The 24,723-nt window shown below is 37.3% G+C and carries 36 protein-coding genes and 1 pseudogene; 1 reads left to right on the plus strand and 36 read right to left on the minus strand.

Going from position 1 to position 24,723, the window contains the following annotated elements; translation table 11 throughout:
• Positions 1 to 70 precede the first annotated feature (70 nt).
• The 3 genes from guaA to eno form a co-directional block, all read right to left on the minus strand.
• A complete protein-coding gene (gene guaA / locus HA632_RS02445; protein ID WP_176305651.1) occupies positions 71 to 1,600 on the minus strand; it encodes a glutamine-hydrolyzing GMP synthase in 1,530 nt (509 codons plus the stop codon).
• 93 nt (positions 1,601 to 1,693) lie between these two features.
• Positions 1,694 to 3,031, minus strand: a complete 1,338-nt coding sequence (locus HA632_RS02450) for a peptide-N-glycosidase F-related protein (protein WP_176305652.1) — start codon at positions 3,029 to 3,031, stop codon at positions 1,694 to 1,696.
• Positions 3,032 to 3,185: 154 nt separating this feature from the next.
• Positions 3,186 to 4,478, minus strand: a complete 1,293-nt coding sequence (gene eno / locus HA632_RS02455; RefSeq protein ID WP_176305653.1) for a phosphopyruvate hydratase — start codon at positions 4,476 to 4,478, stop codon at positions 3,186 to 3,188.
• Between the two features lie 221 nt (positions 4,479 to 4,699).
• On the opposite strand from eno, the gene HA632_RS02460 reads away from it, so the two are divergent.
• Positions 4,700 to 5,761 (plus strand): hypothetical protein, encoded by a 1,062-nt coding sequence (locus HA632_RS02460; protein ID WP_176305654.1) that lies wholly within the window; start codon positions 4,700 to 4,702, stop codon positions 5,759 to 5,761.
• A 37-nt stretch (positions 5,762 to 5,798) separates the two neighbouring features.
• On the opposite strand, the gene carA is transcribed toward HA632_RS02460, so the two are convergent.
• From carA to rpsL, 33 genes and pseudogenes are all read right to left on the minus strand, one after another.
• Complete coding sequence (carA, locus tag HA632_RS02465; RefSeq protein ID WP_176305655.1) at positions 5,799 to 6,920, minus strand: glutamine-hydrolyzing carbamoyl-phosphate synthase small subunit; 1,122 nt, start codon at positions 6,918 to 6,920, stop codon at positions 5,799 to 5,801.
• Positions 6,921 to 7,607: 687 nt separating this feature from the next.
• A pseudogene (gene rplQ, locus HA632_RS02470) lies at positions 7,608 to 8,030 on the minus strand (50S ribosomal protein L17); the annotation flags it as partial.
• Positions 8,031 to 8,092: 62 nt separating this feature from the next.
• The gene (locus HA632_RS02475) at positions 8,093 to 9,085 is read right to left on the minus strand and encodes a DNA-directed RNA polymerase subunit alpha (RefSeq protein ID WP_121312871.1); all 993 of its coding nucleotides are present in this window, start codon (positions 9,083 to 9,085) and stop codon (positions 8,093 to 8,095) included.
• Between the two features lie 23 nt (positions 9,086 to 9,108).
• Positions 9,109 to 9,714: a 30S ribosomal protein S4 gene (gene rpsD / locus HA632_RS02480; protein ID WP_176305657.1), complete on the minus strand. Its 606-nt coding sequence runs from the start codon at positions 9,712 to 9,714 to the stop codon at positions 9,109 to 9,111.
• An 81-nt stretch (positions 9,715 to 9,795) separates the two neighbouring features.
• Entirely contained in the window at positions 9,796 to 10,179 is a 384-nt protein-coding gene (gene rpsK / locus HA632_RS02485; RefSeq protein ID WP_133533891.1) for a 30S ribosomal protein S11, read from the minus strand.
• Positions 10,180 to 10,187: 8 nt separating this feature from the next.
• Positions 10,188 to 10,562, minus strand: coding sequence for a 30S ribosomal protein S13 (gene rpsM, locus HA632_RS02490; RefSeq protein WP_171222661.1), 375 nt, complete (start codon positions 10,560 to 10,562; stop codon positions 10,188 to 10,190).
• 3 nt (positions 10,563 to 10,565) lie between these two features.
• Positions 10,566 to 10,682, minus strand: a complete 117-nt coding sequence (gene ykgO, locus HA632_RS02495; RefSeq protein ID WP_002987490.1) for a type B 50S ribosomal protein L36 — start codon at positions 10,680 to 10,682, stop codon at positions 10,566 to 10,568.
• Positions 10,683 to 10,692: 10 nt separating this feature from the next.
• The gene (infA, locus tag HA632_RS02500; RefSeq protein ID WP_008254466.1) at positions 10,693 to 10,908 is read right to left on the minus strand and encodes a translation initiation factor IF-1; all 216 of its coding nucleotides are present in this window, start codon (positions 10,906 to 10,908) and stop codon (positions 10,693 to 10,695) included.
• 5 nt (positions 10,909 to 10,913) lie between these two features.
• Complete coding sequence (gene secY / locus HA632_RS02505; protein ID WP_176305658.1) at positions 10,914 to 12,257, minus strand: preprotein translocase subunit SecY; 1,344 nt, start codon at positions 12,255 to 12,257, stop codon at positions 10,914 to 10,916.
• Between the two features lie 11 nt (positions 12,258 to 12,268).
• A complete protein-coding gene (gene rplO / locus HA632_RS02510; protein ID WP_176305659.1) occupies positions 12,269 to 12,721 on the minus strand; it encodes a 50S ribosomal protein L15 in 453 nt (150 codons plus the stop codon).
• A 12-nt stretch (positions 12,722 to 12,733) separates the two neighbouring features.
• Positions 12,734 to 12,916: a 50S ribosomal protein L30 gene (gene rpmD, locus HA632_RS02515; protein ID WP_121312865.1), complete on the minus strand. Its 183-nt coding sequence runs from the start codon at positions 12,914 to 12,916 to the stop codon at positions 12,734 to 12,736.
• A gap of 12 nt (positions 12,917 to 12,928) precedes the next feature.
• Positions 12,929 to 13,453 carry a 30S ribosomal protein S5 gene (gene rpsE / locus HA632_RS02520; protein WP_176305728.1) on the minus strand — a complete coding sequence of 175 codons (525 nt, stop codon included), beginning with the start codon at positions 13,451 to 13,453 and terminating at the stop codon, positions 12,929 to 12,931.
• A 3-nt stretch (positions 13,454 to 13,456) separates the two neighbouring features.
• Positions 13,457 to 13,810 (minus strand): 50S ribosomal protein L18, encoded by a 354-nt coding sequence (gene rplR / locus HA632_RS02525; RefSeq protein WP_171222658.1) that lies wholly within the window; start codon positions 13,808 to 13,810, stop codon positions 13,457 to 13,459.
• A gap of 11 nt (positions 13,811 to 13,821) precedes the next feature.
• Complete coding sequence (gene rplF, locus HA632_RS02530) at positions 13,822 to 14,364, minus strand: 50S ribosomal protein L6 (protein WP_121312862.1); 543 nt, start codon at positions 14,362 to 14,364, stop codon at positions 13,822 to 13,824.
• 16 nt (positions 14,365 to 14,380) lie between these two features.
• Complete coding sequence (rpsH, locus tag HA632_RS02535; RefSeq protein ID WP_176305660.1) at positions 14,381 to 14,779, minus strand: 30S ribosomal protein S8; 399 nt, start codon at positions 14,777 to 14,779, stop codon at positions 14,381 to 14,383.
• Positions 14,780 to 14,920: 141 nt separating this feature from the next.
• Positions 14,921 to 15,190, minus strand: a complete 270-nt coding sequence (rpsN, locus tag HA632_RS02540; protein ID WP_171222655.1) for a 30S ribosomal protein S14 — start codon at positions 15,188 to 15,190, stop codon at positions 14,921 to 14,923.
• A gap of 3 nt (positions 15,191 to 15,193) precedes the next feature.
• Positions 15,194 to 15,745, minus strand: coding sequence for a 50S ribosomal protein L5 (gene rplE / locus HA632_RS02545; protein WP_176305661.1), 552 nt, complete (start codon positions 15,743 to 15,745; stop codon positions 15,194 to 15,196).
• A gap of 2 nt (positions 15,746 to 15,747) precedes the next feature.
• Positions 15,748 to 16,062 (minus strand): 50S ribosomal protein L24, encoded by a 315-nt coding sequence (rplX, locus tag HA632_RS02550; RefSeq protein WP_176305662.1) that lies wholly within the window; start codon positions 16,060 to 16,062, stop codon positions 15,748 to 15,750.
• A gap of 12 nt (positions 16,063 to 16,074) precedes the next feature.
• Positions 16,075 to 16,443, minus strand: coding sequence for a 50S ribosomal protein L14 (rplN, locus tag HA632_RS02555; RefSeq protein ID WP_007803649.1), 369 nt, complete (start codon positions 16,441 to 16,443; stop codon positions 16,075 to 16,077).
• Positions 16,444 to 16,445: 2 nt separating this feature from the next.
• The gene (gene rpsQ, locus HA632_RS02560; RefSeq protein ID WP_162128603.1) at positions 16,446 to 16,703 is read right to left on the minus strand and encodes a 30S ribosomal protein S17; all 258 of its coding nucleotides are present in this window, start codon (positions 16,701 to 16,703) and stop codon (positions 16,446 to 16,448) included.
• 19 nt (positions 16,704 to 16,722) lie between these two features.
• Complete coding sequence (gene rpmC, locus HA632_RS02565; protein ID WP_176305663.1) at positions 16,723 to 16,914, minus strand: 50S ribosomal protein L29; 192 nt, start codon at positions 16,912 to 16,914, stop codon at positions 16,723 to 16,725.
• Between the two features lie 13 nt (positions 16,915 to 16,927).
• A complete protein-coding gene (gene rplP, locus HA632_RS02570) occupies positions 16,928 to 17,353 on the minus strand; it encodes a 50S ribosomal protein L16 (RefSeq protein ID WP_176305664.1) in 426 nt (141 codons plus the stop codon).
• A gap of 19 nt (positions 17,354 to 17,372) precedes the next feature.
• On the minus strand, positions 17,373 to 18,122 hold the full coding sequence (rpsC, locus tag HA632_RS02575) for a 30S ribosomal protein S3 (protein ID WP_176305665.1): 750 nt from the start codon (positions 18,120 to 18,122) through the stop codon (positions 17,373 to 17,375).
• A 5-nt stretch (positions 18,123 to 18,127) separates the two neighbouring features.
• On the minus strand, positions 18,128 to 18,538 hold the full coding sequence (rplV, locus tag HA632_RS02580) for a 50S ribosomal protein L22 (RefSeq protein ID WP_176305666.1): 411 nt from the start codon (positions 18,536 to 18,538) through the stop codon (positions 18,128 to 18,130).
• A 6-nt stretch (positions 18,539 to 18,544) separates the two neighbouring features.
• The gene (rpsS, locus tag HA632_RS02585) at positions 18,545 to 18,823 is read right to left on the minus strand and encodes a 30S ribosomal protein S19 (RefSeq protein WP_007136562.1); all 279 of its coding nucleotides are present in this window, start codon (positions 18,821 to 18,823) and stop codon (positions 18,545 to 18,547) included.
• A gap of 10 nt (positions 18,824 to 18,833) precedes the next feature.
• Complete coding sequence (gene rplB / locus HA632_RS02590; protein WP_176305667.1) at positions 18,834 to 19,658, minus strand: 50S ribosomal protein L2; 825 nt, start codon at positions 19,656 to 19,658, stop codon at positions 18,834 to 18,836.
• 6 nt (positions 19,659 to 19,664) lie between these two features.
• Positions 19,665 to 19,955 carry a 50S ribosomal protein L23 gene (gene rplW / locus HA632_RS02595; RefSeq protein WP_176305668.1) on the minus strand — a complete coding sequence of 97 codons (291 nt, stop codon included), beginning with the start codon at positions 19,953 to 19,955 and terminating at the stop codon, positions 19,665 to 19,667.
• Positions 19,956 to 19,961: 6 nt separating this feature from the next.
• Complete coding sequence (gene rplD / locus HA632_RS02600; RefSeq protein WP_176305669.1) at positions 19,962 to 20,591, minus strand: 50S ribosomal protein L4; 630 nt, start codon at positions 20,589 to 20,591, stop codon at positions 19,962 to 19,964.
• Positions 20,591 to 21,208: a 50S ribosomal protein L3 gene (gene rplC, locus HA632_RS02605; protein ID WP_162126315.1), complete on the minus strand. Its 618-nt coding sequence runs from the start codon at positions 21,206 to 21,208 to the stop codon at positions 20,591 to 20,593. The genes rplD and rplC overlap by 1 nt, the downstream gene beginning before the upstream one ends.
• A gap of 99 nt (positions 21,209 to 21,307) precedes the next feature.
• Positions 21,308 to 21,613, minus strand: a complete 306-nt coding sequence (gene rpsJ, locus HA632_RS02610) for a 30S ribosomal protein S10 (RefSeq protein WP_026710316.1) — start codon at positions 21,611 to 21,613, stop codon at positions 21,308 to 21,310.
• A gap of 11 nt (positions 21,614 to 21,624) precedes the next feature.
• Positions 21,625 to 23,781 (minus strand): elongation factor G, encoded by a 2,157-nt coding sequence (fusA, locus tag HA632_RS02615; RefSeq protein WP_176305670.1) that lies wholly within the window; start codon positions 23,779 to 23,781, stop codon positions 21,625 to 21,627.
• A gap of 10 nt (positions 23,782 to 23,791) precedes the next feature.
• Positions 23,792 to 24,268, minus strand: a complete 477-nt coding sequence (rpsG, locus tag HA632_RS02620; RefSeq protein WP_171222646.1) for a 30S ribosomal protein S7 — start codon at positions 24,266 to 24,268, stop codon at positions 23,792 to 23,794.
• Positions 24,269 to 24,292: 24 nt separating this feature from the next.
• Positions 24,293 to 24,676 carry a 30S ribosomal protein S12 gene (gene rpsL / locus HA632_RS02625; RefSeq protein WP_007136570.1) on the minus strand — a complete coding sequence of 128 codons (384 nt, stop codon included), beginning with the start codon at positions 24,674 to 24,676 and terminating at the stop codon, positions 24,293 to 24,295.
• Positions 24,677 to 24,723: the final 47 nt, after the last annotated feature.

Raw genomic sequence — 24,723 nt, forward strand, 5'->3', positions numbered from 1 at the left:
AGTTAACAAAACTTTTGACTTGCAATGTTTATTGCTTCATTTTTCATTAACTATTTTATGTTAACAAAAACTATTCCCATTCTATCGTGGCAGGCGGTTTTGAACTGATATCATAAACCACTCTGTTTACTCCTTTTACTTTATTGATAATTTCGTTGGATATTTTCATTAAGAAATCGTAAGGCAGATGAACCCAATCCGCGGTCATTCCGTCAGTGGATTCTACGGCGCGAAGCGCGACTACTTTTTCATATGTACGTTCGTCTCCCATCACCCCTACACTGTTGACCGGCAACAAAATAGCCCCGGCTTGCCAAACTTTATCGTACAAACCATGCTCTTTCAATCCGTTGATGAAAACAGCATCTACTTCTTGCAGAATCCTTACCTTTTCCGGTGTGATGGCTCCCAAAATTCTTATCGATAATCCCGGTCCCGGGAACGGATGTCTTCCCAAAAGTTCAGGATCAATGCCCAATGTTTTGCCAACGCGACGTACTTCATCTTTGAAAAGCATTCGCAAAGGTTCCACGATTTGGAGTTTCATAAAATCGGGTAAACCGCCCACATTGTGGTGTGATTTAATAGTAGCTGATGGTCCTTTCACAGAAACCGACTCGATTACATCGGGATAGATGGTTCCTTGGGCCAACCATTTTACATCTTCAATGCGATGCGCTTCATCGTCAAACACTTCGATAAACACGCGACCAATGGCTTTTCGTTTGGCTTCAGGATCTTCTACGCCGTCTAAAGCTGAAAGAAAACGTTCGGAAGCGTCAACGCCTTTTACGTTTAATCCCATGTCTCTGTATTGGTGCAATACATTCTCGAATTCATTTTTGCGAAGTAAACCATTGTTTACAAAAATGCAATACAGGTTTTTACCAATGGCTTTATTCAACAATACAGCTGCCACGGTAGAATCTACACCGCCCGAAAGTCCGAGTACGACTTTATCGTCTTTTACTTTTTCTTTCAAATCTTTCACGCAATCTTCAACGAAAGCATTAGGGGTAAAATTTTGAGGTACTTCGGCTATTTTTACTAAGAAGTTTTCTAAAATTTGTTTTCCATCGGTAGAGTGATATACTTCCGGATGGAATTGAATGGCATAGGTTTTCTCACCTTCAATTCGGTAAGCAGCATTAGCTACGTCTTTGGTACTGGCTAACAATACCCCATTGGTAGGCAATTGCTTAATGGTATCACTGTGACTCATCCAAACTTGACTGTTTAAAGCCACTTCATCAAAAAAAGCTTCATCGTCTTTGACAAAAGACAAATTGGCTCTACCATATTCACGAATATTACTTGGCGCAACTTCGCCACCATTGAAATGGGCTAAATATTGGGCACCATAGCAAACTGCCAACAAGGGCATTTTTCCGCGAATTTGAGATAAATCAGGATGAGGAGCATCTTCGGCTCTTACGGAATAAGGGCTACCCGAAAGGATAACTGCTTTGTAGGACGATAAATCATCTGGAAAATGATTGAAAGGAAAAATTTCGCAGAATATATTTAATTCGCGAACGCGGCGTGCAATAAGTTGTGTGTATTGCGAACCGAAATCTAAAATAAGTACGTTGTGTTGCATGCGCAAAAGTACTACTCTCGATTGAAAATAAAAAACGGCAAGAGAAGAATCTTTAAAGGAATTTTCTTTTGCCGCAAATTTTAAGAACCTTGCCTACTCTTTTATTATTTTTTTAGTCTTTTCACCGCTGATTGAATCTACTTTTAAGAAGTAAATTCCATTCGAATAATTAGAAACATCAATAGTTGCTTGTGGCATATCGGTAATTTGAGTCAATAAAACCCTTCCTTGTACATCACACAACTGAATAGATTTGATAATGCTATTGGCCATAACCGTGATGCTGTTTTTGGCCGGATTAGGATAATAATCAAAATCTAACCGGGTAAAACTTTGCACGCCTAAAACGGCATTCTCTCCTTGTAAATACAGAGAAACCGGGATATAACCTTGTGCGCCTACAAATACTGCATCAGGCACCGCAATTTGAAATGAATGAGCACCCGGACTTAAATTGCCCAAACTGATTTCACGAATTGGAATTACCGAACCCGGACACCAATTGCTAAATGATTGCCATTGCGAGGGTGTTCTTGGAGTTGGACCATAAATTCCGTTGGCCTGTGTATTGTAAATCCTATAGGGTTCACAAGTAAGTTCGCCGGGACGATACGTTAAAATCTGATTGGAATCCAAAGAGATATAATGCCATCTTCTGTTGTATTCTTCGCCACCCGAATTAGCTCCGTGGTTGGAAGTAATCAAATAAAATTTAGCATTATTTATTTGGGAATCAAGATTAAAATTGATGGTTCTGACCGTTGTTCCTATGGCATCCGAAGCACCGGCTGCATAATTATTCAAATCCTTTTTGAAATTTAAAGGCAATATAAAAGTATCGTCAGGCACTGTGGCATCAGTATTAGTAACAAAATTCAATGTTCCGTAAAACACATCATTTCGCCCTGAACATCCGGCGATTTGTGTATTGGCTGCATAAGGCACACCAAACAATTCAAACTCTATCCAAAAATCATAAAGTGTATTGAGATACTCGTCTTTTAATATTTTGGTTGCGTTATCTACCGTAAAAGTGTAAGGCACCAAATTGGGTGCTACATTTTTATTCATAAACGGTGTTATAAACCTAGCCAATTCAATTCTGCTCGTTGTGGCCGGGCTGTAAAACGGAGAACCTTTGGGCACCAAAGCCAAATTGATATTTCCGATTCGGTCATAATTATCACAAGCCGCTGAAATTGAAATATCTAGAATTAAAGTACTGCCAATTTGCGACAATACTTCCGGGGTGAGTTTTTTGGTAAATAAATCGTTTCTCAATCTGGTTACATCGGGTGCAGTAGGATGGTTTACCAGCGCAGCGTAGCCGTCATAAAACAAAACGTTATCATAAATTGGAATGGTAGTTTGCGCTTTAGATATTTGGAACAATCCAAAAAGGAAAAAGAGCAATAAGTAAAATTTTCTCATAGTTAAGTTGCTAGTTGTTTCGAGTGCTAAAATAAGAAAAAAGCTGTGTTTGCCAGCGCTTATTTGTTTGAATGCCAACAATAATCAAAGTAAATAAAAAACACCTGACAAGTTTTAGAAACCTGTCAGGTGCAAATTAAATATTTTAAATAAATTACTTCTGCTTAAAAGCTCTTAAGCCCGGGAAATAAGCGGTGCCGCCTAATTCTTCCTCAATGCGCAATAACTGATTGTATTTGGCCATACGATCAGAACGAGAAGCCGAGCCGGTTTTGATTTGGCCACAGTTTAACGCTACCGCTAAATCCGCAATAGTGTTATCTTCTGTTTCTCCTGAACGGTGTGACATTACCGAAGTATAACCGGCGTTGTGCGCCATGTTAACGGCTGCAATGGTTTCTGTCAAGGTTCCGATTTGGTTTACTTTTACTAAAATGGAATTGGCAATACCTTTTTCGATTCCGGTTGATAAACGCTCAACATTGGTTACGAATAAATCGTCTCCAACCAATTGGGTTTTACTTCCGATTAATTCGGTTAAATATTTCCAACCTTCCCAGTCATCTTCATACATACCGTCTTCGATAGAAATAATCGGATAGTTGGTGGCCAATGACGCTAAATATTCTGCTTGTTCTTTTGAAGTTCTGATTTTTCCGGTTGCACCTTCGAATTTCGTATAATCGTATTTTCCGTCTACATAGAATTCTGAAGCGGCACAGTCAAGAGCAATCATTACTTCATCTCCAAATTTGTAACCGGCATTTTCAACCGCTTTTTTGATGGTATCTAAAGCATCTTCTGTTCCACCGGCTAGATTGGGAGCAAAACCACCTTCATCACCTACAGCTGTTGACAAATTTCTATCGTGTAATACTTTTTTTAAGTTGTGGAAAATTTCTGTTCCCATTTGCATCGCATGCGTAAACGACGTTGCTTTTACCGGCATAATCATAAACTCTTGGAACGCGATTGGCGCATCAGAATGTGAACCGCCATTAATGATGTTCATCATTGGTACCGGCAAAGTATTGGCAGAAACACCACCTATGTAACGGTATAATGGCAAACCTAACTCATTCGCCGCTGCTTTGGCAACCGCTAAAGAAACACCTAAAATAGCATTGGCTCCAAGGTTGGATTTGTTTGGTGTGGCATCCAATTCAATCATTAATTGGTCAATATGGTTTTGTTCGAAAACAGAAACACCCATTAATTCAGGAGCGATACTTTCATTTACATTCTTAACCGCTTTTAAAACCCCTTTACCCATGTAGGCTTTTCCGCCATCTCTTAATTCTACAGCTTCGTGTTCGCCGGTTGAAGCACCACTTGGTACAGCCGCACGACCTAAAACGCCGTTTTCGGTTACTACATCTACTTCTATTGTTGGATTTCCTCTTGAATCAAGAATTTGTCTTGCGTGAACTTTGATGATTATGCTCATTGTATTTTGTTTTTAGATTTTAATAAGGTTCACAAATTTAAGAAATTTAAAAAAGCTATTATTAATTATTTGCACAACTTATAAACGCAATCGATTTAGTTTCCTAAAAATTTAACACCAATTCATTTTACTGTTAATTATACAAGTTTAATACAATATTACATAACAACTGCCTTTGAAGTCCAGTCTAATTTTACAGTACTATTTAAAACCCTTTTGTCATGAAATTTTCTACTCATAAAAACAGTCTTCAAAGCAATCTGCTAACTATGATTTGCTTAATGTTATTGGTTGGACTTCCAACTTCCGCACACTCACAAGATTATCGCAATATCAATGCTTATATGGATGATTTCGGCAAGAACGAAATGTTTGTAAAGAAAACATTGATGGATTATTCGGTTACTATCGTAGAGTCGCAATTGGCTTCAAGGTCTAATGCTGCTGCGGGGAAAATTATTGAAAAATTGGAAAGCATGAATGCCAATTTAAGAAATAACAACAAAGGTTTTGAGAACAACACTTCACTTAGAGACAGCTTTATTAAAATGAATCAAAAAACTATATCGTCTTTGCTTAACGGGAGTTTGATTTTAAACGATTATGAATACCAAAGCACTTTGTCATTAAGCGAAATTGGGATAAATCTTAATCAGAAAGAAAAAGACCTTGTCAGTTATTATGAAGAGATGAAAATTTACGAAAAAAGCAAAAAAGCCTTTGGAAACCAATACAATATGATTTTAAAAAGCAGTAACAGCAAAAATGTTTTAGAATACAATGCCCTACAAAACGTATTGTTTTATAAAATCAATGTAATTGATCAAAAACTGACTTCAGTAATTTCGGCGAGAGACAAAAAAGGCTTTTCCGACTGTTTGAATAGCATAACCGATTTGCACCAAGCGACTTTGGCTAAAACTACTCAGTACAATAATGCTTTTAAAGACAACACACTTAACGCGGCCAACATAAAATATTCGAATTTTATCAATGACCAGAGAGCCAAATTCGCCAACTTATTTAATGACTATGTGGATGAATACAATGCACTTCAAATCTTAAAAAATTCAAAAGCACCACAAACCAACGAGACTGTTGCTAATTACAACCAAGTCGTTAGGAATTATAACACCAAAAAGAATTCGTTTTATACTGTTTTTAACACCCTTCAAACTGCCAAAAAAGTATTGTATGACAGTTGGTTTGTAACCAATGGTACTTTCTTAAAAAACAACGGGGAATTTGAAAACATCCATGACAAATATGTTGTTACCAAATAATTCCCCGTTTAGAGTTAAGCTTGTAAAGGCAAAAGATTTATACTTCGAGTAAGCTTTTTGCCTTTTTTATGTTGGTGATAAAATCATCAAATAAATAAGAAGAGTCATGCGGACCGGGACTGGCTTCCGGGTGGTATTGCACCGAAAATACATTTTTTGATTTCATTCTCATTCCCGCAACAGTATTGTCGTTAATGTGGTAATGGGTGATTTCTAAATCGGGATGCTTTTCGAGTTCTTCTCTATTGACTGCAAATCCGTGGTTTTGTGAAGTGATTTCCCCTTTTCCGGTTAAGATATTCATCACCGGATGGTTGATTCCTCTGTGACCGTTAAACATCTTATAAGTTGACACGCCGTTGGCCAAGCCAATAATTTGATGTCCTAAACAAATTCCGAAAACCGGTATATCTGAAGCAATCATTTCTTTTGCCACAGCAATTACGCCTTCTAACGGTTCAGGATCGCCCGGTCCGTTTGACAAGAAGTAACCGTCTGCGTTGAATGCCTTCAATTCTCCGAAAGTGGTGTTGTATGGAAATACTTTGATGTAACAATCTCTTTTCGCGAGGTTTCTCAAGATGTTTCTTTTGATTCCTAAGTCTAGGGCTGCGATTTTATAAGTAGCATTTTCGTCACCAAAGAAATACGGTTCTGTCACCGATACTGTGGAAGCCAACTCTAATCCTTTCATATCGGGAACGTTGGCTAATAATTGTTTTAATTCTTCTACCGAAGTTCCGTCAGTGCAGATTACTGCATTTTGTGCTCCGTGATCTCTGATGTAACTTACCAGCGCTCTTGTATCCACATCGGAAATGCAGATTAGGTTTTCTTTTTCGAAATAATCGTAAAGATTGCTTTCTGAATCGGGACGCGAGTGGGTAAAGCTGAAGTTTTTACAAACCAAGCCGGAGATCATGATTTTGTCGGCTTCAACCTCGTTGGCATTGACTCCGTAGTTTCCGATGTGTGGATTGGTAGCCACCATGATTTGTCCGAAATAGGAAGGATCGGTGAAGATTTCTTGGTAACCGGTCATTCCGGTGTTGAAACAAACTTCGCCAAAGGTTTTTCCGGAGATTCCGATGGATTTGCCGTAAAAGATAGTGCCGTCTGCTAGTAATAAGAGGGCTTGTGGTCTTGTTGTGTATTTCATTCGTCGTAGTTATTGTTTTTTTAAGGTCTCATGCACTCGTTTCGCTCGTGTCATTCGTTGTAAGTTGTGTATTGTCTGTTTTGCTGATTGTTCTAAATTTCTCTCAAAGACGCTAAGACGCAAAGTATTGCCTATTGCCTATTGCCTATTGCCTATTGCCTATTGCCTATTTAATCAACAAAATTAATTTATTGTACTGTGATAATAAAAAGGAATTATAAAAGTTTATAAACATTCCTTTAGTTTCCTTCCTAGCCCCGATTGCAGTGCAAATCCTTTTTGTTTTGAAATACGGCCCTTCGACTGCGCTCAGGGTGACAAAACAAAAAGATTGTAACGTAAAGCGGGAATATGGATTCCTGATAAAGCCCGTACGATTCGCTCCTGACTTTAAAACCAAATCTTTGTTCAGTTCGAGCCAAAAAAAAAGGATAAACAAAACGTTTATCCTTTATATTTAAGAATGGGCAACCATTATGCTTGCTCTTCTTTAGATTCTTCATCAGCCGGAGCTTCCGGAGTTTCTTCTGCTGCAGGAGCTTCTGCTTCAGCGATTGGAGTTTCCTCAACCACCGGAGTTTCAACAACTTCTGCAACCGGAGTTTCCACAACTTCTTCCACCACAGGTGCAGGAGCTGCTTCCACCACTGGAGCTTCCACTTTTTCAGGAGCTGCAGTAGAAGTTGATTTAGCTTTTCCACCACGACGGCTTTTGGCTTTTTTCTCTTCTTTTTTACCTCCGTTGTATAGTTCATTGAAGTCTACTAATTCGATCATAGCCATATCAGCGTTATCTCCAAGACGGTTACCCATTTTGATGATACGAGTGTATCCACCCGGACGATCACCTACTTTTGGAGCTACTTCTCTGAAAAGTTCAGTTACACCATATTTGTTACGTAGGTAAGCGAAAACGATACGTCTGTTGTGCGTAGTATCTTCTTTTGATTTTGTTACTAATGGCTCAACAAATTGTTTAAGCGCTTTAGCTTTAGCAACAGTAGTAATAATACGTTTGTGCTCGATAAGAGAACAAGCCATATTAGCCAACATAGATTTTCTGTGTCCGGTCTGTCTGCTTAAGTGATTTACTTTTTTTCCGTGTCTCATGACGTCTTTTTTTAACCTTCATCTTGCTTCAATCCTCTAGGGAGCGCAAAATATGAAGTAATTTATTCTTTATCTAATTTGTATTTACCTAAGTCCATTCCGAAAGTTAAATTTTTATTGGCAACCAATTCATCTAACTCAGTTAGCGATTTTTTACCGAAATTACGGAACTTCATTAAGTCATTTTTGTTGAAAGATACAAGATCTCCAAGGGTGTCAACTTCGGCTGCTTTCAAACAGTTCAAAGCTCTTACTGATAAATCCATATCAACAAGCTTAGTTTTAAGCAACTGTCTCATGTGTAGAGATTCTTCGTCGTAAGATTCTGTTTGAGCAATTTCATCAGCTTCAAGAGTAATTCTCTCATCAGAGAATAACATAAAGTGGTGAATTAAAACTTTGGCAGCTTCTGTTAAGGCATCTTTTGGATTGATTGAACCATCAGTTTTGATTTCAAAAACTAATTTTTCGTAATCTGTTTTTTGCTCCACACGGAAGTTTTCAATGGCATATTTTACATTTTTTACCGGGGTAAAAATAGAGTCTGTAAAAATAGTACCAATGGCTGCATTTTGTTTTTTGTTCTCCTCAGCAGGAACATAACCACGACCTTTTTCGATGGTCAATTCCATGTTTAGGTTAACTTTGCTATCCAAGTTACAAATTACCAGTTCCGGGTTTAACACCTGGAAACCGGAGATGAATTTTTGAAAATCACCAGCTGTAATTTGGTCTTTTCCTGAGATTGAGATAGAAACTGTTTCATTATCTACATCTTCGATTTGACGTTTGAAACGTACTTGTTTTAGATTTAGGATAATTTCAGTAACATCTTCAACAACTCCTGAAATAGTAGAGAACTCATGCTCAACACCTTCGATACGAACCGAAGTGATGGCATAACCTTCTAACGCAGAAAGTAAAACTCTTCTAAGTGCATTACCAACGGTCAATCCGTATCCCGGTTCTAAAGGTCTGAATTCAAACTTACCTTCAAAATCGGTTGAATCGATCATGATAACTTTATCGGGCTTCTGAAAATTAAATATTGCCATATAATTTAGACTATTGTCAATTATTATTTGTTGTACAACTCTACGATTAATTGTTCTTTAATGTTTTCCGGAATTTGAAGTCTTTGAGGAACTGAAACAAAAGTTCCTTCTTTAGTGTCATTATTCCAAGTAATCCACTCATATACGTGAGAAGAGTTGGCTAATGAACGCTCGATAGCTTCAACAGATTTAGATTTTTCACGAACAGCAACTTTGTCACCCGGTTTTAGGTGGTACGATGGGATGTTAACCAATTCTCCGTTTACAGTGATGTGACGGTGAGAAACGATTTGTCTTGCAGCTCTTCTTGAAGGCGCAATTCCCATTCTGAATACAACGTTATCTAAACGAGCTTCACATAATTGTAAAAGGATTTCACCTGTTACTCCTTTAGAAGCTGCTGCTTTTTCGAAAAGGTTTCTGAATTGTTTTTCTAAAATTCCATAAGAATATTTAGCTTTTTGCTTTTCCATTAACTGAACAGCGTACTCAGATTTTTTACCTCTTTTTTTAGCCATCCCGTGTTGTCCGGGTGGATAATTTCTTTTTTCGAAGGATTTGTCTTCTCCGAATATTGCTTCGCCAAATTTACGAGCAATTCTAGTTTGTGGACCAGTATATCTTGCCATTTTAAATTGTTTTAAGATTGAGATTATGAATTCAGGTCACATCCTTCGATAATCTATTCGCCAATCTTGATTATACTATAATTATACTCTACGTCTTTTAGGAGGACGACATCCGTTGTGTGGCATTGGAGTAACGTCGATGATTTCGGTTACTTCAATTCCTGAATTATGAATAGATCTGATAGCAGACTCACGTCCGTTACCCGGTCCTTTTACATACACTTTTACTTTTTTAAGACCAGCTTCTAAAGCCACCTTTCCACAATCTTCTGCTGCCATTTGAGCGGCGTATGGAGTGTTCTTTTTAGAACCTCTAAAGCCCATTTTACCGGCTGAAGACCAAGAGATAACCTCACCTTTTTTGTTGGTTAACGAAATGATGATGTTATTAAAGGTAGCATTAATATGAGCTTCACCCGTTGATTCAACGATAACTTTACGTTTTTTTGCAGTCGTTTTAGCCATACTATTTATTATTTAGTTGCTTTTTTCTTGTTAGCAACAGTTTTTCTTTTACCTTTTCTTGTTCTAGAGTTGTTCTTAGTTCTTTGTCCTCTTAACGGAAGACCAGATCTGTGACGGATACCTCTATAACATCCAATATCCATTAAACGTTTGATGTGCAATGACACTTCTGAACGAAGCTCACCTTCAATTTTGTAGTATGATACCGCATCACGGATTCCTCCGATTTCGTCATCATTCCAATCTTGAACTTTTTTATCTTGGCTTACTTGAGCTTTTTCTAAAATCTCAATAGCTCTACTTCTGCCTACTCCGAAGATGTAGGTTAAAGCGATAACTCCTCTTTTGTTTTTTGGGATGTCTACCCCTGCTATTCTTGCCATAACTTATCCTTGTCTTTGTTTAAATCTAGGATTCTTTTTATTAATCACGTACAATCTGCCTTTGCGACGTACGATAATGCACTCGGCACTTCTTTTTTTAACTGATGCTCTTACTTTCATATTAGTAGCTTTAGTATCTATAAGTAATTCTTGCTTTTGACAAATCATAAGGGCTCATTTCCAATTTCACTTTGTCACCAGGTAACAATTTGATGTAATGCATACGCATTTTACCGGAGATGTGAGCAATCACAATATGTCCATTTTCTAATTCTACACGAAACATAGCATTTGATAATGCTTCAATGATCGTTCCGTCTTGTTCTATTGCTGATTGTTTTGCCATAAAAATTAAGCTACTGCTTTTCTATTTTTACCACTTTTCATCAATCCGTCATAGTGTTTATTCAATAAATAAGAATTTATTTGTTGAATAGTATCGATAGCAACACCAACCATAATGATTAATGAAGTACCACCATAGAACATTGCCCAAGATTGTTGTACATCAAGACTAACAACAATGGCTGGGAACACAGCGATTAATGCTAAAAATAATGAACCAGGGAATGTTATAAGAGACATGATTCTGTCTAAGAAATCAGCTGTTTCTACTCCGGGTTTAACTCCAGGAATAAAACCGCCACTTCTTTTCAAATCATCGGCCATTTTGTTTGTTGGAACTGTAATTGCAGTGTAGAAGAATGTGAATATTAAAATCAACAAAGCAAATACAAAGTTGTACCAAAATCCGAACATATTACTAAAAGTACCTGCAATAGACTGAGACGTTTCAGATTTTGAAAGTCCGGCTACTGCTGCCGGTATAAACATAATCGCTTGCGCGAAAATGATTGGCATAACTCCAGCTGAGTTTAATTTCAATGGAATCCATTGTCTGTTACCACCCATCATGTCTTGTTCAAAATCACCGGTTGTTGTACGACGTGCGTATTGTACCGGAATTTTTCTAACCGCCATTACTAATAGTACACAAGCAATAATCACCAATAACCAAACTACGATTTCAAATACCAATAACATAGGACCTCCATTATTGTTGGTCACTTTAGAGGTAAACTCTTGAAATAGTGCTTGTGGCAATCTGGCTAAGATACCCACCATAATCAATAGTGAAATACCGTTACCAATACCTTTATCTGTAATTTTTTCACCTAACCACATGGCAAAGATTGTCCCTGTAGTTAGAATCAATACTGAAGAGAACAAAAATTGGAATGAATCAAATCCTAAAAGGAATGCTCCCGGAGGTAAAGTGGTGTATAGGTTATAAATATAACCCGGACCTTGTACCAAGGTGATAGCGATGGTTAACCATCTTGTAATTTGATTCAATCTTTTTCTGCCACTTTCGCCATCTTTTTGCAATTTTTGCAAGTAAGGAATGGCGATACCCATTAATTGAACAACAATTGAAGCTGAAATGTAGGGCATGATACCCAAAGCAAAAACAGACGCTTTAGAAAAAGCTCCACCGGTAAACATATCCAGGATTGATCCAATCCCTTTATCTGTTTGACCAGCTAAGTTTTCTAATTGTGTAGCATCAATTCCCGGAAGAGTTACATGCGCTCCAAATCTGTAAACTAATAAAAGAAGTAACGTTAAAGTTATTCTGGTTCTTAGTTCTTCTATTTTCCAAACATTATTTAATGATTCAAAAAATTTCTTCATTGTTCTATTAGTTATAAGGTTACGGCTTCACCACCGGCAGCTTCAATAGCCGCTTTTGCTGTAGCAGTAAATTTGTGAGCAGTTACTTTTAATTTTGCTTTTAATTCTCCTCTTCCTAAAATCTTTACCAATTCGTTTTTAGTAGCCAAACGGTTTTCTACAATTACTGTAAAATCTACAGTATCTGTAACAGTTCCGTTATCTACCAATAACTGAAGTGCATCAAGATTGATCCCTTGATATTCTTTACGGTTGATGTTTGTGAAACCAAACTTAGGCACACGTCTTTGAAGTGGCATTTGACCTCCTTCAAAACCAATCTTTTTAGAATATCCAGAACGAGACTTAGCTCCTTTGTGACCTCTTGCAGCGGTACCACCTTTACCAGAACCTTCTCCTCTACCTAATCTTTTGTTTTGATTGTGTGTAGAACCTTCAGCAGGTTGTAAGTTACTTAAATTCATAACTATGATTTGTTATTTAACTTCCTCTACGGAAACTAAGTGTTTAACTTTATTTATCATTCCAAGGATAGCTGGATTTGAATCATGCTCCACAACCTGTCCCATTTTACGAAGACCTAAAGCCTCTAATCCTCTCTTTTGTGTAAGAGGACAATTGATTTTGCTTCTAACTTGTTTTACTAATAATTTAGCCATAATTTCCTTGAATTAACCTTTAAAAACTTTTTCTAAAGAAATACCTCTTTGTTTTGCAACAGTAACGGCACTTCTCATTTGTAATAAAGCATCAAAAGTTGCTTTTACCACGTTGTGAGGGTTTGATGAACCTTGTGATTTTGACAATACATCGTGGATACCAACTGATTCAAGAACTGAACGAACAGCTCCACCAGCGATTACTCCGGTACCGTGAGATGCAGGCATCAAATATACTGCTGCTCCACCAAATTTTCCTTTTTGTTCGTGAGGTACAGATTGACCACTTAAAGGAATTCTAACTAAGTTTTTCTTTGCATCTTCTACTGCTTTGGCAATAGCTTCAGAAACATCTTTAGATTTTCCTAATCCGTGACCTACTACACCGTTTTCATCACCTACCACAACAATCGCAGAAAAGCCGAAAGCTCTACCTCCTTTTGTTACTTTGGTAACACGATTTACACTTACCAGACGATCTTTTAATTCAAGACCGCTAGGTTTTACTAATTCTACATTTTTGTATTTAGACATAATATATTAGAATTTAAGTCCAGCGGCTCTTGCGCCTTCTGCTAATGATTTAATACGACCGTGGTACAAATAACCTCCTCTATCGAAAGTTACTTCTGTAATTCCGGCTTTTAACGCTTTTTCTGCTGCTAGTTTTCCAACTGCTGCGGCAACTTCTACGTTTGTACCTTTAATATCTACTCCTTTATCTTTTGATGAAGCAGCCAATAAAGTAACTCCATTCACATCATCGATTAGTTGTGCATAGATTTCTTTATTACTTCTGAATACAGATAATCTTGGTTTAGCAGCAGTACCGCTAACAATCTTTCTGATTCTGAATTTAATTCTTTGTCTTCTTTCAGTTTTTGTTAATGACATAATACTACTTTTTACGCTGATTTACCTGCTTTTCTTCTTAATACTTCACCAACAAACTTAACTCCTTTTCCTTTGTAAGGCTCAGGCTTACGGAAACCTCTGATTTTCGCAGCGATTTGACCGATTAATTGTTTGTCGAAAGATGTTAACTTCACGATTGGGTTTTTCCCTTTTTCAGAAATTGTTTCCAATTTTACTTCGGGAGCAACTTCTAAAACGATATTGTGAGAGAACCCTAAGGCTAAGTCTAATTTTTGTCCTTGGTTTGAGGCTCTGTAACCTACTCCAACCAATTCTAATTCTTTGGTAAAACCTTCAGATACACCAATAATCATGTTGTTGATTAATGATCTGTATAATCCGTGTTTTGCTCTATGATCTTTACTATCAGATGGTCTTTCTACTACTAATTGACCTTCTTCAACTTTTACTGTTACGTCTGCGTAATCTTGTGTAAGTTGACCTAATTTTCCTTTAACTGTAATTACTGTTTCACTAACTTCAACAGTTACACCAGCAGGAATCGAAATTGGATTTTTACCTATTCTTGACATTGTTTAACTGTTTTTATTAGTATACGTAACAAATTACTTCTCCACCAACATTTAATTGCTTAGCTTGTTTTCCGGTCATTAAACCTTTTGAAGTGGAAACAATAGCAATTCCTAAACCGTTAAGGATTCTAGGTAATTTTGATGCACCTGCATATTTACGTAAACCTGGTTTACTAATTCTTTGGATATCTTTGATTACTGACTCTTTAGTATCTTTATCATACTTCAAAGCGATTTTGATGGTACCTTGAACAGTACTGTCATCAAATTTGTAACTTAAGATATATCCTTGATCGAATAAAATCTTTGTGATTTCTTTTTTCAAGTTGGAAGCCGGGATTTCAACCACTTTGTGGTTAGCCATCACTGCATTTCTAACTCTCGTAAGATAATCTGCAATAGGATCTGTATACATATTTATTAAATTGCGGCAACGGTTTTCAATAGAACTATTCCATTGAACCTGAAGCCATTAAACTCTATTTTAACAACAGATAATTGCACGTTACCGGCAAAAATCCGGCAAATGTACAATTATCTGCTGAAATTCCAACTATTACCAGCTGGCTTTTTTTACTCCTGGAATTAATCCTTGGTTGGCCATCTCACGGAATGTTACACGTGAAATACCAAATTGTCTCATGTACCCTCTTGGTCTTCCGGTTAATTTACAACGGTTGTGTAAACGAACTGGAGAAGCATTTCTTGGTAATTTTTGTAACGCTTCGTAATCTCCGGCTTCTAATAAAGCTTTTCTTTTCTCAGCGTATTTTTCTACCACTCTTTGTCTTTTAACCTCACGGGCTTTCATTGATTCTTTAGCCATATCTTAATTCTTTTTAAAAGGTAAACCTAATTCAGCCAATAATGACTTTGCTTCTTTGTCTGTTTTTGCAGAAGTTACAAAAGTAATATCCAAACCAGAGATTTTGTTTACTTTGTCAATATCAATTTCAGGGAAAATGATTTGCTCAGTAACTCCAAGGTTGTAATTTCCTCTTCCGTCAAAACCAGTTGCTTTGATACCATTAAAATCTCTTACACGTGGTAAAGATGACGTGATAAGTCTGTCTAAAAACTCATACATTCTTTCTCCTCTAAGAGTTACTTTTGCACCAATTGGCATACCTTTTCTCAATTTGAAAGACGCAACGTCTTTCTTAGAGATTGTTGATACTGCTTTTTGTCCAGTAACTTTTGTTAACTCGTCCACTGCATAGTCAACTAGTTTTTTATCAGATACTGCTGCTCCAACTCCACGGCTTAAAACGATTTTTTCCAATTTAGGAACTTGCATTACGTTTTTATAACCGAATTCTTCTTTAAGGGCAGAAACTACTCTGTCCTTATATTCTTGCTTAAGTCTAGGTGTATAAGCCATAACTATAATACTTGATTAGATTTTTTTGAAAATCTCACTTTCTTATCTCCTTCAGTCTTGATTCCAACTTTGGTTGCTTTTTTAGATTTTGGATCTACCAAAGCCAAGTTTGAAATATGGATAGGAGCTTCTTTCTTAACAATTCCTCCTTGAGGGTTTTTAGCACTTGGTTTTGTATGTTTCGAAACCATGTTTACTCCTTCAACGATTGCTTTGTTTTTCTCACGGTCAACACGTAACACTTTACCTTCAGTACCTTTGTGGTCACCTGCGATAACAGTTACTGTGTCTCCTGATTTTATTTTTAGCTTTATCATTTTACTAACGAATTAAAGCACTTCTGGTGCTAATGATACAATTTTCATGAATTGTTTTTCACGAAGTTCTCTCGCAACCGGACCAAAAACACGTGTTCCTCTCATCTCACCTGCTGCATTCAAAAGAACACAAGCATTGTCATCAAAACGGATATAAGAACCATCGGCTCTTCTCACTTCTTTTTTGGTACGTACAACAACTGCAGTAGAAACAGCACCTTTTTTCACGTTTCCGTTTGGTGTTGCATCTTTAATTGATACTACAATTTTATCTCCAACAGAGGCATAACGACGTTTCGTTCCTCCTAAAACACGGATAGTCAAAACTTCTTTTGCTCCTGTGTTATCTGCTACTTTTAATCTTGATTCCTGTTGTACCATAATTACTTAGCTCTTTCAATGATTTCAACTAATCTCCAACATTTGGTTTTTGATAAAGGTCTTGTTTCCATGATCTTTACGGTATCTCCGATGTTACAGTCGTTTGTTTCGTCGTGTGCATGAAACTTTTTAGTTTTTAACACGAACTTACCATATAACGGGTGTTTTACTCTGGTTACTTGAGCCACAACAATAGACTTGTCCATTTTGTTTGACGTAACAACACCAATTCTTTCTTTTCTTAAATTTCTTTTTTCCATCTTTTCAGCTAGCATACAATTATTGTAACTCTCTTTTAGTTAGCTCTGTTGCCACTCTAGCAACGGCTCTTCTGGCACTTCTGATTTGAAGTGGATTGGCAATTGGAGAAATAGCATGTGCAGATTTTAAATCCAAATAGGCTTTTCTCAACTCAGTAAGTTTCACTTGCAACTCAGCTGCAGATAGATTGATAATTTCTGATTGTTTCATAATATTTTTTTGATTATGCTTCGAAATCTCTAGCAACTACAAACTTAGTTTTTACAGGAAGTTTTTGAGCAGCAAGACGTAAAGCCTCTTTTGCAACAGAAAGTGGCACGCCACCAACTTCAAACATAATTTTTCCTGGTTTTACAACAGCAGCCCAATATTCGACTGCTCCTTTTCCTTTACCCATACGTACCTCAAGAGGTTTTTTGGTAATTGGTTTGTCCGGAAATATTTTAATCCATAACTGTCCTTCTCTTTTCATAAAACGAGTTGCAGCGATACGCGCAGCTTCGATTTGACGTGAAGTTAAGAACATTCCATTTTCATGTACTGATTTAATTCCAAACATTCCATTAGAAAGTTCGTGTCCTCTTTGAGAAACGCCTTTCATTCTACCCTTCTGTACCTTACGGTATTTTGTTCTTTTAGGCTGTAACATTTTTCTTTAGTTTAAAAATTTACTTTCTCTTACGAGGATTTGGTTTTCCGTTTGATTTTCCACCACGTGGAGCATCATTTCCTTTTCCACCACCTTGACCGGCTTGTTTTTTGTCCATGCCAACAAGTGGAGAAAGATCTCTTTTTCCATAAACCTCACCTTTCATGATCCATACTTTGATACCCATTCTACCATAAGTAGTGTGAGCTTCACCCAAAGCATAATCAATATCGGCTCTGAAAGTTGATAGAGGAATTCTTCCTTCTTTGAATTGCTCTGAACGTGCCATTTCAGCTCCGTTCAAACGACCTGAAATCAAAACTTTAATACCTTCTGCATTCATACGCATTGCTGCTGCGATAGCCATTTTAATAGCTCTTCTGTATGAAATACGGCTTTCGATTTGACGAGCGATGCTAGTCGCAACTAGATAAGCATCTAACTCAGGTCTTTTGATTTCAAAGATGTTGATTTGAACCTCTTTGTCAGTAACTTTCTTAAGTTCTTCTTTCAACTTGTCTACCTCTTGTCCGCCTTTCCCGATAATGATACCCGGACGAGCAGTAGTGATAGTAACGGTTACAAGTTTCAAAGTTCTCTCGATGATTACTTTTGATACACTAGCTTTTGATAAACGAGCGTGGATATACTTTCTGATTTTATAATCCTCAGCGATTTTGTCACCGTAATCATTTCCACCATACCAGTTTGAATCCCATCCTCTGATGATCCCAAGTCTGTTTCCAATTGGATTTGTCTTTTGTCCCATCTTAATTAATTTGCTTGTGTGTTATCTAATTGTCCTAATACGATAGTAACGTGGTTAGAACGTTTTCTAATTCTGTGTGCTCTTCCTTGTGGGGCAGGACGAAGTCTTTTCAACATCATTCCACCGTCAACACGGATTTCTTTAACGAATAAGCCTGCTTCTGAAACATTACCTTCACTATTTTTTTGCTCCCAGTTGTTGATCGCTGATAATAATAGTTTTTCTAATTTTCTAGAAGCTTCTTTAGTACTAAATCTTAAGATATTTAGTGCTCTTTCCACTTTCTGACCTCTTACCAAGTCTGCTACTAAGCGCATTTTTCTAGGTGAAGTAGGGCAGTTATTCAATTTCGCGAAAGCAATAGACTTATTAGCCTCTTTTCTCGCATCTGCTGTTTCTCTTTTACGAACTCCCATTGCTTCTTATTTTTTACCTTTATTTTTTGCTCCAGCGTGACCTCTAAAAGATCTGGTTGGTGAAAACTCTCCTAATTTGTGTCCTACCATGTTCTCGGTTACATAAACCGGAACGAATTGGCGACCATTGTGAACTGCGATAGTTTGTCCAACGAAATCCGGGGTAATCATAGAAGCTCTAGACCAAGTCTTTACTACTCCTTTGTTTCCACCAGCGATGTTTTCCTGAACTTTTTTATCTAATTTATAGTGTACAAAAGGTCCTTTTTTTAATGAACGTGCCATGTCTATCTAATTATTTCTTTCTGCGTTCAACAATATACTTATTACTCGGGTTAACTTTAGAACGAGTTCTATAACCTTTAGCAGGAAGACCTTTTCTAGAACGTGGGTGACCTCCAGAAGAACGTCCTTCACCACCACCCATTGGGTGATCTACAGGGTTCATTGCTACCGGTCTTGTTCTTGGTCTTCTTCCTAACCATCTGCTTCTACCTGCTTTACCAGATACAATTAATTGGTGGTCAGAGTTAGAAACTGCTCCAATAGTTGCTGAACAAGTCAACAAGATCAATCTTGTTTCTCCTGACGGCATTTTGATGGTTGCATATTTTCCGTCTCTTGCCATTAACTGAGCAAAAGTTCCAGCTGAACGAGCGATTACTGCTCCTTGACCCGGACGTAATTCAATACAAGAAATTACAGTTCCCAAAGGAATTTTGCTTAACGGCAAAGTATTTCCTATTTCAGGAGCTGCACCTTCACCAGACACAACCGTTTGTCCTACTTGTAAGCCGTTTTGAGCAACTACATAAGTTTTCTCTCCATCAACATACCACAATAACGCGATAAACGCTGTTCTGTTTGGATCATACTCGATTGATTTCACTGTAGCAGGAATTCCTACTTTAGTTCTTTTGAAATCAATGATACGATACCTTTGTTTGTGACCACCGCCTGTATAACGCATGGTCATTTTTCCTTGACTATTTCTACCACCTGAGTTTTTTATCGGTGCGATCAATGAACGCTCCGGCTTATCAGTCGTGATGGCGTCAAAACCATTCACAACTCTAAAACGCTGACCAGGGGTAATAGGTTTTAATTTTCTAACTGACATTTTCTATTAGATATTATTATAAAAATCTATTGTTTCTCCTTCTTGTACTTGTACGACAGCTTTCTTGTAGCTGTTCGTTTTTCCGCTGATCAAACCACTTTTTGTGTATTTAGTAGATCGGTCAGCTCTATAGTTCATCGTGTTCACAGCAACAACAGTAATTCCGTAAGCAGCTTCTACAGCTTTCTTAATTTGAACTTTGTTGGCTTTTTTGTCAACAACAAAACCAAAACGGTTGAAAACCTCACCATCTTTGGTGATTTTTTCTGTTATGATAGGTTTAATTATGATACTCATGGCCTGTTATTTGCTTAAATTTTCAACAATTCCTTCTAATGAACCTTCAGATAGCACTAAATTATTAGCGTTTAAAATTGCGTAAGTGCTTAATTCTGAGTTAGTTACAACGCTAGAAGCTTTCAAATTGCGTGACGACAAATATACATTTTTATTTGATTCACCCAACACAAACAAAGATTTTTTGTTTTCTAATCCTAATGCTTTCAAAACGTTAATGAAATTTTTAGTGTTTGGTGCTTCGAAATTGAAATCCTCAACAACTACTAAATTTGATTCTTTAACTTTTAAAGAGAAAGCAGATTTTCTTGCTAATCTTTTTACGGTTTTGTTCAATTTGAAAGAATAGCTTCTTGGTCTTGGACCGAATACTGTTCCTCCACCTTTGAACAATGGACTCTTTTTAGATCCTGCACGTGCAGTACCTGTACCTTTTTGTTTTTTAATCTTACGAGTACTTCCCGCTACTTCAGCTCTTTCTTTTGCTTTGTGCGTTCCTTGTCTTTGATTTGCTAAGTATTGCTTAACATCAAGATATACTGCGTGATTATTTGGCTCAATGCCGAATACTGAATCAGAAAGTTGCACTTTTCTTCCAGTATCTTTTCCGTTGATATCTAAAACTTTTACTTCCATTACTTCTGAATGATTACGTAAGAGTTTTTGTGTCCAGGAATTGCTCCTTTAACTACAAGTAGGTTCTTTTCAGCTACTACTTTTAAAACTCTAAGATTTTGTACTTTTACATTATCACCTCCCATTCTTCCGGCCATACGCATTCCTTTGAATACACGTGATGGATAAGAAGATGCTCCTACAGAACCTGGCGCTCTCAAACGGTTGTGTTGTCCGTGTGTAGCTTGTCCAACCCCACCAAAACCGTGACGTTTTACAACCCCTTGGAAACCTTTTCCTTTTGATACACCTTGTACATCAACAAATTCTCCTTCGCTGAATACTTCCACAGTGATGTTATCACCTAATTTGTAATTTTCTTCAAATCCTTGGAATTCAACGACTTTTTTCTTAGCAGAAGTACCCGCTTTTTTAAAGTGACCTAAGTCAGCTTTAGTAGCGTGTTTTTCGCCTTTGTCATCGAAACCAAGTTGAAGAGCTGAATACCCGTCAACCTCATTGGTTCTGACTTGGGTAACGACACAAGGTCCAGCCTCGATTACAGTACAAGGAATGTTTTTCCCGTTCTCATCGAAAATGCTAGTCATGCCGATTTTTTTTCCAATTAACCCAGACATATTAAACTATTTATAATTATTACTTGTTTACTTTTTGATAAAGAAATAAGTATCAGGAATAAATTTACTCCTGATACTCATTTCAGAAAATTTGTTTTATCACACTTTGATTTCTACTTCAACTCCACTTGGCAATTCAAGTTTCATTAAAGCATCAATAGTTTTCGAAGAAGAACTATAGATATCTAGTAATCTTTTGTATGAACTTACTTCAAACTGCTCTCTCGCTTTTTTGTTAACGTGTGGAGAACGCAATACAGTAAATATTTTTTTGTGTGTAGGTAACGGAATAGGACCTGTTACAACAGCACCTGTGCTTTTCACAGTTTTTACGATTTTCTCTGCTGATTTATCAACCAACATGTGATCGTAAGACTTCAATTTTATTCTAATTTTTTGACTCATCTTGATAAGAATTAAGCGTTACCTTTTGCTTTTTTGATTACTTCTTCTGAAATGTTAGCAGGAGTTTGCTCGTAGTGAGAAAATTCCATTGTAGAAGTTGCTCTACCTGAAGACAATGTTCTTAAGGTTGTTACATAACCAAACATTTCAGACAATGGCACGTTAGCTTTGATGGTTTTAGCACCAGCTCTGTCTCCCATGTCATTTACTTGACCTCTACGACGGTTAATATCACCTACGATATCTCCCATGTTTTCTTCCGGAGTAATTACTTCCATTTTCATGATTGGCTCAAGGATTACAGCTCCGGCAGCTTTTGCTACTTCTTTGTATCCCATTTTAGCAGCCAACTCGAAAGAAAGCGCATCAGAATCTACCGGGTGGAAAGATCCATCCAATAAAGTTACTTTTAAACTATCTACTTGGTATCCGGCTAACGGACCAGTTTTCATAGCTTCTCTGAAACCTTTCTCTACAGAAGGAATATATTCTTTAGGAACGTTTCCACCTTTTACTTCGTTAACGAATTGTAATCCTACAGGCACTTTTCCATCAACTTCATCAGCAGGCTCCAATCTAAATACGATATCACCGAATTTACCACGACCTCCAGATTGTTTTTTATAGGTTTCTCTGTGTTGAGCAGATTTTGTGAAAGCTTCTTTGTATTCTACTTGAGGCTCACCTTGGTTCACTTCAACTTTGAATTCACGTTTCATACGATCTACAAGAATGTCTAAGTGTAACTCACCCATACCTGAAATAATCGTTTGACCTGAAGCCTCATCTGTTCTTACTGTAAACGTTGGATCTTCTTCAGCCAATTTAGCCAAAGCCATACCCATTTTATCAACGTCAGCTTTAGTTTTTGGCTCGATAGCGATACCAATTACCGGTGCAGGGAATTTCATTGACTCAAGAATGATTGGGTGTTTTTCGTCACACATCGTATCTCCGGTCTTGATATCTTTAAATCCAACTGCTGCTCCAATATCACCTGCTTCGATGTACTCGATTGGGTTTTGTTTATTAGCGTGCATTTGGTAGATACGCGAAATTCTTTCTTTGTTTCCTGAACGAGTGTTCAAGATGTATGAACCTGCATCTAAACGACCTGAATAAGCACGGAAGAAAGCCAAACGACCAACATAAGGGTCAGTAGCAATTTTAAATGCTAAAGCTGCGAACGGCTCTTTTACATCAGGACGACGTAAGATTTTAGTCTGATCTTCTTCTAATAAATCAGCATCATCAGGGTGAATCCCTTGGATACCTTCTTTATCTAAAGGAGAAGGTAAATATTTACATACAGCATCCAACATAAATTGAACACCTTTGTTTTTGAATGAAGAACCGGCAATCATCGGGATGATAGCCATATCCATTGTAGCAGCTCTTAACGCTTTGTTGATTTCTTCTTCTGTGATAGATTCTGGATCTTCCATGTATTTATCAAGCAAGTTTTCATCATAATCAGCTACCGCTTCAATAAGGATATCTCTGTATTCTTTTACTTCAGCAACCATATCAGCAGGAATGTCAACAATATCAAAAGTCGCCCCTTGAGTTGCATCATGCCAAATAATCGCTTGGTTTTTTACTAAATCAACCACCCCTTTGAAATCATTCTCTTCACCAATTGGCAAAGTGATTGCTACTGCATTTGATTTCAACATATCTCTAACTTGTTGACAAACTGCCAAAAAGTTAGAACCTTGACGGTCCATTTTATTAACGAATCCCATACGAGGCACACGGTATTGGTCGGCTAATCTCCAGTTAGTTTCTGATTGCGGCTCAACACCGTCAACCGCACTAAATAAGAATACCAATCCATCCAATACACGCAAAGAACGGTTTACCTCTACAGTAAAGTCAACGTGTCCCGGGGTATCAATAATGTTAAAGTGGTAAGATTGTGTTTCCGGTAAAGGCTTACCTTGTTCCGTTGGAAAGTTCCACTCACAAGTTGTCGCAGCAGAAGTAATGGTAATCCCTCTTTCTTGCTCTTGCGCCATCCAGTCCATGGTTGCTGCACCATCGTGCACTTCACCAATTTTGTGTGATTTTCCGGTATAGAATAATATACGCTCCGTTGTTGTTGTTTTACCAGCATCAATGTGAGCAGCAATTCCGATATTTCTTGTAAATTTTAAATCTCTAGCCATTTCTTAAATATTAAAATCTAAAGTGAGAGAATGCTTTGTTTGCTTCTGCCATTTTGTGAGTATCCATTCTCTTTTTAACAGCAGCACCTTCTTCTTTAGCCGCAGCTAAAATTTCAGAAGCTAATTTTCCAGCCATTGACTTTTCGTTTCTTCTACGTGCATAAAGTATCATCCACTTCATGGCCATAGATATTTTTCTGTCCGGTCTGATTTGCATTGGAATTTGAAAGGTAGCTCCACCTACTCTACGACTACGTACTTCTACGTGAGGCATAACGTTTGTTAAAGCATCTTTCCAAACTTCTAATGATGACTTTTCATCATTGTTCTTTTTTGCTTCTACGATATCAATTGCATCATAGAATACTTTGAAAGCTGTTGATTTCTTACCATCCCACATTAAGTTGTTTACAAAACGTGTTACCAATTGGTCGTTAAACCTCGGATCTGGTAAAAGTGGTCTTTTCTTTGCCGCTCTTTTTCTCATGTCTTTTCTTTAAAAGTTTTAAAATTACTTTTTAGCTTCTTTTGGGCGTTTAGCACCGTACTTAGATCTTCTTTGTGTTCTTCCTGCTACACCTGAGGTATCAAGCGCACCACGCACAATGTGGTATCTAACTCCTGGTAAATCTTTTACCCTTCCGCCTCGCACTAATACTATCGAGTGCTCTTGTAGATTGTGTCCTTCTCCGGGGATGTATGCATTTACTTCGTTTCCGTTAGTCAAACGTACACGCGCTACTTTACGCATCGCTGAGTTTGGTTTTTTCGGAGTAGTAGTGTAAACACGCGTACAAACACCTCTTCTTTGAGGACAAGAATCTAAAGCAACCGATTTACTCTTCTTAGTGATTTGAGTTCTTCCTGTTCTTACTAATTGTTGAATTGTTGGCATAATTAAATACTAAAATTTCTTTATTTATTAAAATCCCGCTTTTTTAG

The organism is Flavobacterium sp. J49 (assembly GCF_011742145.1).
Taxonomy (GTDB): Bacteria; Bacteroidota; Bacteroidia; order Flavobacteriales; family Flavobacteriaceae; genus Flavobacterium.